Genomic DNA, 12900 nt, shown 5'->3' on the forward strand with positions numbered 1-12900 from the left:
CGTTGCAGCACCGGAGAGCCGCGCACTTTACGGATCGTGATTGCGGCTGTCAACGGGGTGGCGCGATCGAATTTGCGCCGCGTGTACCATGCACGGATGAGCAAACGTCCAAGCAAGCCCACCCCGCGTCGCGGCGGTGGATCGAAGTCCCAGAGCGGCGCGCCCGCTGGCCCTGCCAAGCCGCGCGGCAAGTCCGCCAAGCCGGCGCCCTGGCTGCCCGACCTGCCACCGGCGCCGCTGCCGCCGCCGCCCTCGCGCAAGGCCTCTCCGGATGCGGTTCTGCCGCGCCCGCGCGGTCGCCTGCCGCAGCCGAGCGTCTCCGACCCCTATGCCGAGCGCGAGGCCAGCAAGTACGAAAACCCCATCGCCAGCCGCGAGGCCATCCTCCAGCACCTTGAGGAGAAGGGCGAGCCGGTCACGGCCGAGGATCTCGCCGCCGATCTGCAGTTGACCGCACCCGAGCGCTTCGAGGCGCTGGGCAATCGGCTGCGCGCCATGCTGCGCGACGGCCAGCTGCTGGTGAACCGCCGCGGCGGCTATGCGCCGGCGAAGAAGCTCGACCTGATCGCCGGCGTGGTGCTGGCCAACGCGGATGGCTTCGGCTTCCTGCGTCGCGACGGTGGCGGCGACGATGTCTTCCTGCCGCCCATGCAGATGCGTCAGGTGCTGCATGGCGATCGCGTGCTGGTCAGCATCACCGGGCTCGACCGTCGCGGTCGTCCGGAAGGCGCCATCGTCGAGGTGCTGGAGCGCCGCACCCAGCGGCTGGTCGGCCGCTTCCAGGAGAACGACGGGATCGCCAGCGTGGTGCCCGACGACCGCCGCATCCACCAGGAAATCCTGATCCCCCCGACCGCGCGCGGCGACGCGCGCTCGGGCCAGATCGTGGTCTGCGAGATCACCCAGGCGCCGTCCTCGCATCGTCTGCCGATGGGCCGCGTGCTGACCACCCTGGGCGAGGCGCTGACCGCTTCGCTGGCGGTGGAGATGGCCATCCACGACCACGACATTCCGCATGTGTGGCCGCAGGAGGTGCTGCAGCAGGCGGCTGGCGTCAGCCTGGAGGTCGGCGCGCATGAGATCGGCGATCGCGTCGATCTGCGTGATCTGCCCCTGGTCACCATCGATGGCGAGACCGCGCGCGATTTCGACGATGCGGTCTATTGCGAGACCACCCGCAACGGCTATCGCCTGGTCGTCGCCATCGCCGACGTTTCGCACTACGTGCGCCCGGGCACGCCGCTGGATGACGAGGCGCAGAAGCGCGCGACCTCGGTCTACTTCCCCGGCTACGTGGTGCCGATGCTGCCGGAGACGCTGTCCAACGGCATCTGCTCGCTGAACCCGAAAGTCGACCGCATGTGCTTCGTCTGCGACATGCGCATCAATGCCGAGGGCGAGGTCACCAAGTCGAGCTTCTACGAGGCGGTGATGCGCTCGCATGCGCGCCTGACCTACACCCAGGTCTGGAACGCGGTGGGCGAGCAGGACGAAGGCGCGCGCGCCCAGCTCGGCGGCGTGCTGCCGCACGTCGAGAACCTGTACGCGCTCTACCACGTGCTCGCCGCGCAGCGGCAGCGTCGTGGCGCCATCGAGTTCGAGAGCACCGAGGTCGAGTTCCGGCTCGGCCCGGCGGGCGAGGTCATCCAGGCCGCGCCGCAGCCGCGCAACGATGCGCACAAGCTGATCGAGGAATGCATGATCGCGGCCAACGTGCAGGCCGCGCTGTTCCTGATGAAGAAGTCCATGCCCGCGCCCTACCGCGTGCACGACCGGCCGCCGGAGTCGAAGTACGGCGAGCTGCTGGAGTTCCTGAAGGGCTTCGGCCTGAAGCTGCCGGAGTGGTCGAAGGTGACCCCGGCCGACTACACCGCCCTGCTGCGCAAGATCCGCAAGCGCGACGACTGCGAGCTGCTGGAGACCGTGCTGCTGCGCTCGCAGGCGCTGGCCGTGTACCAGCCCGAGAACATCGGCCATTTCGGCCTGGCGCTGGAGGCCTACGCCCACTTCACGAGCCCGATCCGGCGCTATCCGGACCTGCTGGTGCACCGCGCGATCAAACACGCACTCAATGGCGGCCGCGCCTCCACGTATCTGTACGCCGCCCACGACATGGCCGCGCTCAGCCTGCAGTGCAGCGAACGCAGCCGTCGCGCCGAGGAAGCCGAGCGCGAAGTCGACGAGCGCTACCGCTGTGCCTTCATGGAGCGCCACGTCGGCGCCGAGTTCGACGGCACCATCGCCGGAGTCACCAGCTTCGGCCTGTTCGTCGAGCTGGATGAGTCGAAGATCAGCGGCCTGGTGCATGTCACCCAGCTGCCCAACGACTATTACCACTTCGACCCGGCCCAGCGCCTGCTGCGCGGCGAGCGCCAGGGCCGCGTGCACCAGCTCGGCGACAAGGTGCGCGTGCTGGTGCTTCGCGCTTCGATCGAGGATCGCAAGATCGACTTCCGCCTGGTCGAGGGCGGCAAGAAGTCGAAGAAAGTCGGGATCAGCAAGTGAGCATGCCGCATGAGTGACTGGATCGCCGGCATCAATGCCGTCGCCGCGGCGCTGGAAGCGGGGCAGGACCTTGCCGAAGTGCTGATCGACGGCAAGGCCAAGAACCCGCGGCTGGCCGAGATCGGCAGCGCGGCCAAGTCCGCGGGCATCGCCCTGCGCTTCGTGCCGCTCGACCAGATCGAGCGCCAGGCGGCGGGCGCGCGCCACCAGGGCGTGATCGCCCGCGTGCAGTCCACCCGCATCTACGACGAGCGCGACCTCGAAGGCCTGATCGAAGCGGCAGCGAAGCCGCTGCTGCTGATCCTCGACGGCGTGCAGGACCCGCACAACCTCGGTGCCTGCCTGCGCTCGGCTGCCGCCGCGGGAGCGACTGCGGTCATCGTGCCCAAGGACCGCGCCGCCACGCTGACGCCGACGGCGCGCAAGGTCGCCGCCGGCGGCGCCGAGCGCGTGCCGCTGGTGCGCGTCACCAACCTCGCGCGCTGCATGAAGGAGCTGCAGGACGCCGGCATCTGGATCGTCGGCCTGGCTGGCGAGGCCGAGGCCAGCCTGTACAGCGTTGATCTCAAGGGGCCCATGGCGATCGCCATGGGCGGCGAGGGCGAGGGCCTGCGGCGCCTGACCCGCGAACACTGCGACTACCTCGCCAAGATCCCGATGGCCTCGGGCATGGAGAGCCTGAACGTGTCGGTGGCGGCGGGCATCAGCCTGTTCGAGGCGCTGCGGCAGCGCGGCTGACCCGGGGCGAGGTCCCTGGCTTGGGCTGGCTCCGGCCGCGCCGGCGCGAGCCTTGGGGCAACAAGGACGAAATCCCTCCAGGCCTCCATCCGTGGCCGCGCGTCCGGCACCTGTCCGGATGCGTTCGGTCGCGACGCAGCGACCCGGCGACGCCTTCGCTTTGCTCGGTTGCGCGGGATCTTCGGTTGCGCGGGATCAAAGGATCGCGTGCTCGATCCGCGGGCGCGCCCTCCGTGGCGCGCGACGACGCTGAATTCTTCAGCCTTGCCTCAGTGCCGGCGCATCGGCGTGCGCAGGGTGACAAGCTCTTCGGCAAGGCTGGGATGCAGGGCCATGGTGCGATCGAAGTCCGCCTTGGTGGCGCCTGCCTTCAGGGCGACTGCGACCAGCTGGATCATCTCGGAGGCGCCAGGGGCGACGATCTGGCAGCCGAGCACGCGTCCTGTCTTCGCACAGACGCTGAGTTTCATGAGCGCTTCGTCGCGTTCCCCTGCAAAGGCCGAGCGCATCGGCGTGAAGCGCGTCGAATACACCTCGACAGGGCCACAGGCTGCGGCCCGTTCCTCGCTGAGCCCCACACTGCCCAGCTCCGGCTGGGTGAATACAGCTGTCGGCACCAGTTCGTGGTCGACCGCCTGCGGGCGTTCTTCAAACACGGTGGAAACGAATGCGGCCGCGTCGGCGATGGCCACGGGCGTCAGGCTCACCCGCCGGGTCACGTCACCGAGTGCGTGCAGCCAGGGCAGGGCCGTGCGTGAGCGCGCGTCTACCGGCACCTCGCCGTTCGGGCCCAGGCTGAGGCCCACGAGATCGAGTCCGAGGCCAGCCGTTGCTGGAGCGCGACCGGTAGCCAGCAACACCTGTCGGAAGCGGCGCGGACCGACGCTCGCGCCCTGCACCTCGAGCTCGTTCCCGTGTCGCGTGATCTCGACCACGTCCGCGTCGGGGCACAGGGATACGCCGGCGCCGTGCAGGTGCTCGGCCAGCAGCGTGCTGGCCTCGCGGTCGAAGCCCGGCAGTAGCTGCGTGCCGCGGTGACACAGGCTGACCTTTGCTCCCATACCGTTCAACAGGCTGGCGAATTCGCAGCCGATGTAGCCGCCCCCCACGATCAGGATGGATTCCGGCAGCGCTTCCAGATCGAACACGTCGTCCGACACCAGCGCGAGCTCGGCGCCCGGGAAGCCGGGTCGCCGCGGTTGCGCGCCCGTCGCGATCAGCACCTCGCGCGCGCTGCGGACACTCCCATCCGCGAGCGCGACACGCTGGGTGCCGATCAGGCGCGCGTGCTGCTCGTAGAGCGCGACACCCGCCTCAACCAGGCGCTGCCGGTAGAGCACGCCCAGGCGAGTCAATTCGTTCCGAAGCCGGCCACGGAAGGCAGGCCAGTCGAAGTGCGCCGCGCCGACTGGCCAGCCATAAGCGGGTGCCTCTCGAAGCAGCTGTGCGTACGCGGCTGCAAAGCTCATGAGTTTCTTTGGCACGCAGCCGCGTGCAACGCAGGTGCCGCCGTAGTGCGATGGCTCTGCAAGCGCCACGCGCGCGCCGGCCTTGGCCGCGAGTCGGGCCGCGCGCACGCCGCCGGAGCCGCCGCCGATGACGAACAGATCGTAGTCGTACTGCATGCAAGCTCCTTCCTCTCTCATTGAGATGGCCGAAAGAGTGGCATGGCGGTACTTTCGAACGCGTTCGCCGTCGCTCGGCGCGCGCAGCGCCCCGCGGCAGGAACACGCTGGCGAGGCGGGCAGCCCGGCTGCCGACCTCGGCTAAGATCCACCCATGCCCCCGTTCGAGCCCGCTCTCTGGCTGCTGCTGGCCGCCCTGTTGCCGCTGTGTCTGGGGGCGCTGCTGGCTTTGCGTTTGAAGCGCGCCAATGGCTGGAGCGCGCGGTTGCTCCGCGCGTTCGCCGCCGCCGTGCTGCTGCTTCTGGCCTTGCTGCTGGGGGGAACAGGCCTTGCCCTGTTCGGCTACGCCCGCCTGCTGCAGGACGCCGAGGTGGCCAGCCTTTCAGTGCAACAGCTTGCTCCGCAGCACTACGCAGTCCAGCTGGATACGCCCGACGGCCAGCGCCAGCGCTTCGAGCTGCACGGCGACCACTGGCAGCTCGACGCCCGCGTGCTGCGCTGGAAGCTACCGGCCCTGCTGGCCGGCGCGCCTTCGCTGTACCGGCTTGAGCGGCTGTCTTCGCGCTACGTCGATGTCGCCCAGGAGCGCGAGGCTGCGCGCAGCGTGCATGAGCTCGGCGCACAGGCCTTCCCGGACCTGTGGACCCTGCGCCGGCAGTTTCCGCAGTACCTCGACTTCGTCGATGCCGACTTCGGCAGCGGTGCCTACCTGCCGCTGGTCGACCAGGCGCGCTACAGCGTCAGCCTGGGGCCGCGCGGCGGGCTGGTGGCGCGCCCGGCGGATGCGGAGACGCAGGCGCTGCTCAATGCGCAAGGCTGGTAGCAGGAGGCGGCGACGCCCGGCGGACGTCTGCCCGATCGCTGCGCGCCTACGCCTTGAGCATGTGCCTCTCGGGCGGGGAATCTGGTCCCGGACTCACGCGAGGCAGTGGGTCGTCGAGCGCTCGGCCACAGCGAGCGTCAGAGGATTGGCGCTGAATGAAGGGTCGCTGCCGGGCGGTGCCTGAGGCGCGCCGCGCCTTCCGCCTGTAGAATTGCGTTTTCCCGCTGCGTGTTCCCCCATGACTCCCCTGATCTTCGTCACCGGTGGCGTGGTGTCCTCGCTTGGCAAGGGCATCGCTTCGGCCGCACTCGCGGCCATCCTGGAATCGCGCGGCCTGCGCGTGACCCTCATGAAGCTGGATCCTTACATCAACGTCGATCCCGGCACCATGAGCCCCTTCCAGCACGGTGAGGTCTACGTCACCGACGATGGCGCCGAGACCGACCTCGACCTCGGCCACTACGAGCGCTTCGTGCGCACGCGGCTTGGCCGCATGAACAGCATCACCACCGGTCGCATCTACGAGAACGTGATCCGCAAGGAGCGCCGCGGTGATTATCTCGGCGCTACCGTGCAGGTGATCCCGCACATCACCGACGAGATCAAGCGCTGCATCGACGCCGCCACCGCGGGCTACGACGTCGGCCTGGTCGAGATCGGCGGCACGGTCGGTGATATCGAGTCGCTGCCGTTTCTTGAGGCGATCCGCCAGATCCGCAGCGAGCGCGGCATCGAGAAAGCCTTGTTCATGCACCTGACCCTGGTGCCTTACATCGCCGCGGCCGGCGAGCTGAAGACCAAGCCGACGCAGCACTCGGTGAAGGAGCTGCGCAGCATCGGCATCCAGCCGGACGTGCTGCTGTGCCGCAGCGAGCAGCCCCTGCCCGAAGGCGAGCGCCGCAAGATCGCGCTGTTCACCAATGTGCCGGAGAAGGCGGTGATCTCGGTCATCGACGTCGCCAACATCTTCAGCATCGTGCCCTGGCTGCACGAGCAGCAGCTCGACGAGCTGGTGGTGCGCCAGCTGCACCTGCCGGCCAAGCGCGCGGCCGAGCTGGGCGACTGGCTGGAAGTGATCGATGCGGTCGACCATCCCGAAGACGAAGTCACCGTCGCCGTGGTCGGCAAGTACGTCGACCACCAGGACGCCTACAAGTCGGTGGGCGAGGCGCTCAAGCACGGTGGTCTGCGTCAGCGCACGCGGGTGCGTCTCAAGTGGATTGAGTCGGAGGACGTGGAGCGCGAGGGCGTGTCGGTGCTGGCCGGCGTCGACGCCATCCTGGTGCCCGGCGGTTTCGGCGACCGCGGCTTCGAGGGCAAGGTGCGCAGCGTGCAGCATGCGCGCGAGCAGGGCATTCCCTACTTCGGCATCTGCTACGGCATGCAGGCGGCCGTGGTCGATTTCGCCCGCAACGTGGCGGGTCTGGCCGGCGCCAACACCACCGAGAACGATCGCAACGTGGCGCATCCGGTGATCGGCCTGATCACCGAGTGGCGCACCTCGACCGGTGAAGTGGAACGCCGCACCGAGGCCTCCGACCTTGGCGGCACCATGCGTCTCGGCCTGCAGGAATGCCGCTTGAAGCCCAACACCCGCGCGCGCGACCTGTACGGCCGCGACGTGATCGGCGAGCGCCACCGCCACCGCTACGAGTTCAACAACTACTACCGCACCCAGCTGGAGGACGCGGGCCTGGTGATCGCCGGCAAATCGATGGACGACCTGCTGGTCGAGATCGTCGAGCTGCCGCGCGAGCAGCATCCCTGGTTCGTGGCCTGCCAGTTCCATCCTGAATTCACCTCGACCCCGCGCGACGGCCACCCGCTGTTCATCGGCTTCATCCGCGCCGCGCGCGAACACAAGGCGGCTGCCGCGAAGGAGGCCAGCGCATGAATCTCTGCGGGTTTGAAGTCGGCCTGGACAAGCCGCTGTTCCTGATCGCCGGGCCCTGCGTCATCGAGTCCCTGCAGCTGCAGATCGACTCCGCCGGCACGCTCAAGGAAATCACCTCCAAGCTGGGCGTGCCCTTCATCTTCAAGTCGAGCTTCGACAAGGCCAACCGCACCTCGGCAACCAGCTTCCGCGGCCCGGGCATGGAAGAAGGTCTGAAGGTGCTGGCCGAAGTGAAACGTCAGCTCGGCGTGCCGGTGCTGACGGACGTGCACGAGTACACCCCGATGGACGAGGTCGCCAGCGTGGTCGACGTGCTGCAGACCCCGGCCTTCCTGTGCCGGCAGACCGACTTCATCCAGAAGGTAGCGCGTGCGGGCAAGCCGGTGAACATCAAGAAGGGCCAGTTCCTCTCGCCCTGGGAGATGAAGCACGTCACCGACAAGGCCAAGGCCACCGGCAACACCCAGATCATGGCCTGCGAGCGCGGCGTGAGCTTCGGCTACAACAATCTGGTCAGCGACATGCGCAGTCTGAGCGTGATGCGCGACACCGGCTGCCCCGTGGTGTTTGACGCCACCCACTCGGTGCAGTTGCCCGGCGGCGCCGGCGGCAAGAGCGGCGGCCAGCGCGAGTTCGTGCCGGTGCTCTCGCGCGCCGCGGTCGCCGTCGGCATCGCCGGCCTGTTCGCCGAGACCCACCCCGACCCCGAGAACGCCCTGTCCGACGGCCCCAACGCCTGGCCGCTGGGCCGCATGGCCGAGCTGCTCGAAAGCCTGGTCGAGCTCGACCGGGTTGTGAAGAAGCGGCCTTTCATCGAGATGGGTTGAGCGGGCGCCTGTCGATGCCAATGAGCAGTGGTTCAGCCGAAAGCGTGCAAGCCCGAGTACGGCCGGCAGCGCTGCTGTCGAAGGCGGGCGGCCGTGCCGCTGCCGGCTTCGCTGCCGTGCTGGGACTGATGCTGCCCTTCGCGCAGGCGGGTGCCTGCAGCATGAAGGGCGGCGCGCCTTCGCTCAGGCAGCAGCTTGAGTCCGCTGAGTCGGTCTTCGTTGCCCGCGTCACCGTCGCTCGCGAGATAGCTACCGAAGAAGTGCTATCCCCAGAGGCTCGCGCAGAACTCGACGAGGCTCAACGTAATGAGCCCCTGATCGAGGCCTCCTACCGGCTGATCGAGACCTTGAAGGGCAAGCCCGCCGCCAATGGCCCTGTGTACGATCTTCCGTTCGCGGCCGGAAACTGCAGCCTGGGTCTTCTGCCAGGTTGGGACTATGTGTTTGTCCTCCAGCCACCTGATCCCGAGTTCGGCCGACACTTCGTAGGCTTGTTCTCCGGTTCGTTCGGGCTCGGTGCCTACCGAACGTCCAGCGGTCCGGATTCAAGCGAGCTTTCAGAAGTCCGCGCCACCCTTCGATCCCTTTCCACGGAACCCGAGACGCCATGAGCACGATCCGCAGCATCCACGCCCGCGAAATCCTCGACTCCCGCGGCAATCCCACGCTGGAAGCCGAAGTCACGCTGGAATCCGGCCAGGTCGGCCGCGCCGCCGTACCTTCGGGCGCGTCGACCGGCACCCGCGAGGCGGTGGAGCTGCGTGACGGTGACCGGACGCGCTACCTCGGCAAGGGCGTGACCCGCGCGGTGGCCAATGTGCGCGGCGCGATCAACGACGCCCTGCGCGGTTTCGACGGCGCCGACCAGGCCGGGCTCGACCAGCGGATGATCGCGCTGGACGGCACCGAGACCAAGAGCCACCTCGGCGCCAACGCGCTGCTCGGCGTGTCGCTCGCCAATGCGCATGCGCAGGCGGCGGCGCGCGGGTTGCCGCTTTGGACGCATCTGCTGGGCGATCGCCAAGCGGTGCTGCCGGTGCCGATGATGAACATCATCAACGGCGGTGCGCACGCCGACAACAATGTCGACATGCAGGAGTTCATGGTGCTGCCGGTCGGCCTGCCGAGCTTCGCCGAGGCCCTGCGTGCGGGCACCGAGATCTTCCACGCGCTGAAGTCGGTGCTGAAGGGCCGCGGGCTGTCGACGGCCGTGGGCGACGAGGGCGGCTTCGCGCCGGACCTGCGCTCGAACGAGGAAGCCGTCGAGGTCATTCTCGAGGCGATCGGCAAGTCGGGCTATCGCGCCGGCGAGGACATCTACCTCGGCCTCGACTGCGCGGCATCGGAATTCTACGAGAACGGCAAGTACCAGCTGGTCGGCGAAGGCCAGCGCCTGTCGTCCGAACAGTTCGCCGATTTCCTCGCCGGCTGGACCCGCCAGTACCCGATCATCACCATCGAAGACGGTATGGCCGAGGACGACTGGGACGGCTGGGCGGGTCTCACCGCGCGCCTGCGCGAGAACGTGCAGCTGGTCGGCGACGACCTGTTCGTGACCAACCCCAAGATCTTCCGCGAGGGCATCGCCAAGGGCATCGGCAACGCCATCCTGATCAAGGTCAACCAGATCGGTACGCTCACCGAAACGCTGGAGGCCATCGCGATGGCGGAAGCCGCCACCTACGCGCAGGTGATTTCGCACCGCTCGGGCGAGACCGAGGACACCACCATCGCCGATATCGCGGTGGCCACCACCGCGACCCAGATCAAGACCGGCTCGCTGTGCCGCTCGGATCGCGTGGCCAAGTACAACCAGCTGCTGCGCATCGAGGAAGCGCTGGGCGCCGGCGCGCGCTACGCCGGTCGCGCGGCCTTCCCGCAGCTGAAGCACTTCCGCTGAGATTCCGGCCCGGCCTGGGCGCGCATGTCCCGACTGATCATCCTCGTTCTGCTGGCCCTGCTGGTCTACCTGCAGGTGCAGCTGTGGACGGGTGCGGGCGGGCGTGCCCAGGTCGATGGCCTCGCCACTGCGGTGGAGCGCCAGCGCGACGAGAACGCGCGCCTGGAGGCGCGCAACGAGGCGCTCGAGGCCGAGGTGGTGGATCTGAAGGAAGGCCAGTCCGCCGTCGAGGAGCGCGCCCGCGCCGAGCTCGGCATGATCAAGCCGGGCGAGGTGTTCTATCGCGTGGTCGACGGTGAGCTGGTGCCCGAGCCGCCGCCCACGGTTCCTGAGGGGCAGGGCAGCCGCCCCTCAGGGCAGCGCCCCGGCCAATGAAGCCGCGCATCTGGGCCATCCTGCCGGCAGCCGGCAGCGGGCGACGCATGGCCAGCGATGTTCCGAAGCAGTATCTGCAGCTCGCGGGACGCAGCGTGCTGGAGCACAGCCTGCGCGCGGTGCTGGCGCATCCGGACGTCGAGGGCGCGATCGTGGCGACCGCCGCCGGCGATGGGCGCTGGCCCGGCTGGACCACGATGGACGGCAAACCGGTGCAGCGCGTCGACGGCGGCGCCGAGCGCGCCGACAGCGTGCGGGCGGGGTTGCTCGCAGTGCGAGAGCATGTGGCAGACGGCGCGGCCTGGGCGCTCGTCCACGATGCCGCGCGCCCCTGTCTGCGGCAGGAGGACCTCGATCGCCTGATCCGCTTCTGCCTGGACGCGGGAGAGGGTGGCCTGCTGGCGGCGCCGGTGCGCGACACCTTGAAGCGGGTCGACCCCGCCAGCGCGGCCGAGCGGCCCAGAGCGCTCGGAACCGAAGCGCGCGCTGGCCTGTGGCGCGCGTTGACGCCGCAGTTTTTTCCGGCGCAAGCCCTGCTCGATGCGCTGGAACACGCGCGCGCTGCGGGCGTCGCGATCACCGACGAAGCCATGGCGATGGAGCGCCGGGGCGCTCAGCCCCTGTTGGTCGAAGGCGCCGAGGACAACCTCAAGATCACCACGCCGGCGGATCTGGCGCTGGCGGAGTTTCTGCTGGCCCGAATGGGCTGAGGCCGCACGCGTTTCGTCGTCGCCATCGCCTCGATTCGCGCTCGCTTCCCGGCGCTTGATCTTCGCCATCGGGTGACTCGGAATCGCGTCTGGGTCGGGCCCGTCCTGCGGCTCCGATTGGGCGTGGTGGCAGATGCGCTGCGCTTATCTGCCCTACGCGGGCAGGGTCTGGCTGCTGCGTTCAACGCAAGGCGTCATTCGTGTTTGTAGGGTGGATAAGCGCAGCGCATCCATCGGAACCTCGCGTCACGTCCACGTCCTCGACCAAGCGGCGACGCGTGCTGCCTCACTCGCCGCGACAGAGCGGATCTCGCCGAAGGCGGCATTCAGAGCCGGCAGATGCGCTGCGCTTATCTGCCCTGCGCGGGCAGGGTCTGGCTGCTTCGTTCAACGCGAGGCGTCATTCGTGTTTGTAGGGTGGATAAGCGCAGCGCATCCATCGGAACCTCGCGTCACGCCCTCGCCCGAGCCTGAGCCTGAGCCTGAGCCTGAGCGAACCCGAGCGAAGTGCCTGCAACACCCTCTGCCTCCGCCGCATCGGGCGTCGTGCAGCACAGCCCCAGGTCAGCTCCAGTCCCCGCGCAGCGCCTGCAGCGCCGCGAGGGCGGCGATACCGGCGGTTTCCGTGCGCAGGATGCGTGGACCGAGGCGCAGGCCCCGGGCGCCGGCCGCGCGCAGTTGGCCGAGATCACGCGGACTCAAGCCGCCTTCCGGACCGATCACCAGGCTCAGCCGTTGGAAGGCGGGCAGGGCCGACAGGCTGTGTTCGCCGTCCGGATCCAGCGCCAGGATCAAATGGCCTTCGGCTTTCGATGCGGCAAGGAAATCGGCCAGCGCGCGCGGTTCCTCGATCTGCGGCAGGCGCGCGCGTCCGCACTGTTCGCAGGCGCTGGCGACGACGCCGCGCCAGTGCTGCAGGCGGCGGTCGGCGCGTTCGGCGTCGAGCTTGACCTCGGTGCGCTCGGTGACGACCGGCGCGATGCGGCTGACGCCCAGTTCGGTCGCCTTCTGCAGCACCCAGTCCATCTTCTCGCCGCGCGCCAGGGCCTGGGCCAGGGTCACCTGCAGCGGCGACTCGCGCTGCACCTCGATGCGCGCTTCGACCTGCACCTCGGCGCTGCGCTTGGCCAGCCCGCTGATCCGAGCGCGGTAGTCGTAGCCGTCGCCGTTGAACAGCAGCACCTCGTCGCCCAGGCCCAGGCGCAGCACGCGCAGCAGGTGGGTGGCGGTGGACTCGGGCAGGGCAAGCGAGTGACCCTCGATCAGCTCGGCGTCGATATGGCTGCGGATGCTGCGCATGGCGGTGTCTGGCTATGGAAGACAGGCGTGAATGTACCAGCGGGATCGCACGGGGCTTGCGTCGATGCGGCACACGCGAGCCGGCCAGGAGGGTGGAAGTGAAGGCTCCGGCGCACACCCGTGCGGGCCAATCTCAGGCCCTGAGACAGCGCTGCGTTCCGCTTGCCGCCCCCGCGCTCCGAGCCTGCCGCCATGTCCCTGCCT

11 protein-coding genes are annotated in these 12900 nt (G+C 68.9%); 9 read left to right on the plus strand and 2 right to left on the minus strand.

Annotated elements, in window-relative coordinates; translation table 11 throughout:
- Nucleotides 1-96: 96 nt before the first annotated feature.
- Nucleotides 97-2505: a ribonuclease R gene (gene rnr / locus Q0654_RS00225; protein WP_298849274.1), complete on the plus strand. Its 2409-nt coding sequence runs from the start codon at nt 97-99 to the stop codon at nt 2503-2505.
- Nucleotides 2506-2514: 9 nt separating this feature from the next.
- Nucleotides 2515-3243 carry a 23S rRNA (guanosine(2251)-2'-O)-methyltransferase RlmB gene (rlmB, locus tag Q0654_RS00230; RefSeq protein WP_298849276.1) on the plus strand — a complete coding sequence of 243 codons (729 nt, stop codon included), beginning with the start codon at nt 2515-2517 and terminating at the stop codon, nt 3241-3243.
- A 269-nt stretch (nt 3244-3512) separates the two neighbouring features.
- Here rlmB and Q0654_RS00235 read toward each other — a convergent pair whose 3' ends face one another.
- Nucleotides 3513-4868: an FAD-dependent oxidoreductase gene (locus tag Q0654_RS00235; protein WP_298849277.1), complete on the minus strand. Its 1356-nt coding sequence runs from the start codon at nt 4866-4868 to the stop codon at nt 3513-3515.
- Nucleotides 4869-5022: 154 nt separating this feature from the next.
- Here Q0654_RS00235 and Q0654_RS00240 point away from each other — a divergent pair, with 154 nt between their 5' ends.
- The 7 genes from Q0654_RS00240 to ispD all read left to right on the plus strand — a co-directional run bounded on the left by Q0654_RS00240 (nt 5023) and on the right by ispD (nt 11397).
- Nucleotides 5023-5691, plus strand: coding sequence for a hypothetical protein (locus tag Q0654_RS00240; protein ID WP_298849279.1), 669 nt, complete (start codon nt 5023-5025; stop codon nt 5689-5691).
- A gap of 238 nt (nt 5692-5929) precedes the next feature.
- Nucleotides 5930-7585 carry a CTP synthase gene (locus tag Q0654_RS00245; RefSeq protein WP_298849280.1) on the plus strand — a complete coding sequence of 552 codons (1656 nt, stop codon included), beginning with the start codon at nt 5930-5932 and terminating at the stop codon, nt 7583-7585.
- The gene (gene kdsA, locus Q0654_RS00250; protein WP_298849282.1) at nt 7582-8412 is read left to right on the plus strand and encodes a 3-deoxy-8-phosphooctulonate synthase; all 831 of its coding nucleotides are present in this window, start codon (nt 7582-7584) and stop codon (nt 8410-8412) included. Before Q0654_RS00245 ends, kdsA begins: the two co-directional genes overlap by 4 nt.
- Nucleotides 8409-9023, plus strand: a complete 615-nt coding sequence (locus Q0654_RS00255) for a hypothetical protein (RefSeq protein WP_298849283.1) — start codon at nt 8409-8411, stop codon at nt 9021-9023. The genes kdsA and Q0654_RS00255 overlap by 4 nt, the downstream gene beginning before the upstream one ends.
- Nucleotides 9020-10312: a phosphopyruvate hydratase gene (eno, locus tag Q0654_RS00260; RefSeq protein ID WP_298849285.1), complete on the plus strand. Its 1293-nt coding sequence runs from the start codon at nt 9020-9022 to the stop codon at nt 10310-10312. The genes Q0654_RS00255 and eno overlap by 4 nt, the downstream gene beginning before the upstream one ends.
- A 24-nt stretch (nt 10313-10336) precedes the next feature.
- Nucleotides 10337-10687 (plus strand): cell division protein FtsB, encoded by a 351-nt coding sequence (gene ftsB / locus Q0654_RS00265; protein ID WP_298849286.1) that lies wholly within the window; start codon nt 10337-10339, stop codon nt 10685-10687.
- Nucleotides 10684-11397 (plus strand): 2-C-methyl-D-erythritol 4-phosphate cytidylyltransferase, encoded by a 714-nt coding sequence (gene ispD, locus Q0654_RS00270; protein WP_298849288.1) that lies wholly within the window; start codon nt 10684-10686, stop codon nt 11395-11397. Before ftsB ends, ispD begins: the two co-directional genes overlap by 4 nt.
- Nucleotides 11398-11961: 564 nt before the next feature.
- On the opposite strand, the gene Q0654_RS00275 is transcribed toward ispD, so the two are convergent.
- A complete protein-coding gene (locus Q0654_RS00275) occupies nt 11962-12696 on the minus strand; it encodes a 16S rRNA (uracil(1498)-N(3))-methyltransferase (RefSeq protein WP_298849289.1) in 735 nt (244 codons plus the stop codon).
- Nucleotides 12697-12900 lie beyond the last annotated feature (204 nt).

It is taken from the genome of uncultured Aquimonas sp. (genome assembly GCF_937888285.1).
GTDB lineage: Bacteria > Pseudomonadota > Gammaproteobacteria > Xanthomonadales > Xanthomonadaceae > Aquimonas.

Coding starts and splice junctions, on each gene's coding strand:
- rnr (WP_298849274.1), top strand. CDS start 97: ATGAGCAAACGTCCAAGCAAGCCCACCCCGCGTCGCGGCGGTGGATCG.
- rlmB (WP_298849276.1), top strand. CDS start 2,515: ATGAGTGACTGGATCGCCGGCATCAATGCCGTCGCCGCGGCGCTGGAA.
- Q0654_RS00235 (WP_298849277.1), bottom strand. CDS start 4,868: ATGCAGTACGACTACGATCTGTTCGTCATCGGCGGCGGCTCCGGCGGC.
- Q0654_RS00240 (WP_298849279.1), top strand. CDS start 5,023: ATGCCCCCGTTCGAGCCCGCTCTCTGGCTGCTGCTGGCCGCCCTGTTG.
- Q0654_RS00245 (WP_298849280.1), top strand. CDS start 5,930: ATGACTCCCCTGATCTTCGTCACCGGTGGCGTGGTGTCCTCGCTTGGC.
- kdsA (WP_298849282.1), top strand. CDS start 7,582: ATGAATCTCTGCGGGTTTGAAGTCGGCCTGGACAAGCCGCTGTTCCTG.
- eno (WP_298849285.1), top strand. CDS start 9,020: ATGAGCACGATCCGCAGCATCCACGCCCGCGAAATCCTCGACTCCCGC.
- ftsB (WP_298849286.1), top strand. CDS start 10,337: ATGTCCCGACTGATCATCCTCGTTCTGCTGGCCCTGCTGGTCTACCTG.
- ispD (WP_298849288.1), top strand. CDS start 10,684: ATGAAGCCGCGCATCTGGGCCATCCTGCCGGCAGCCGGCAGCGGGCGA.
- Q0654_RS00275 (WP_298849289.1), bottom strand. CDS start 12,696: ATGCGCAGCATCCGCAGCCATATCGACGCCGAGCTGATCGAGGGTCAC.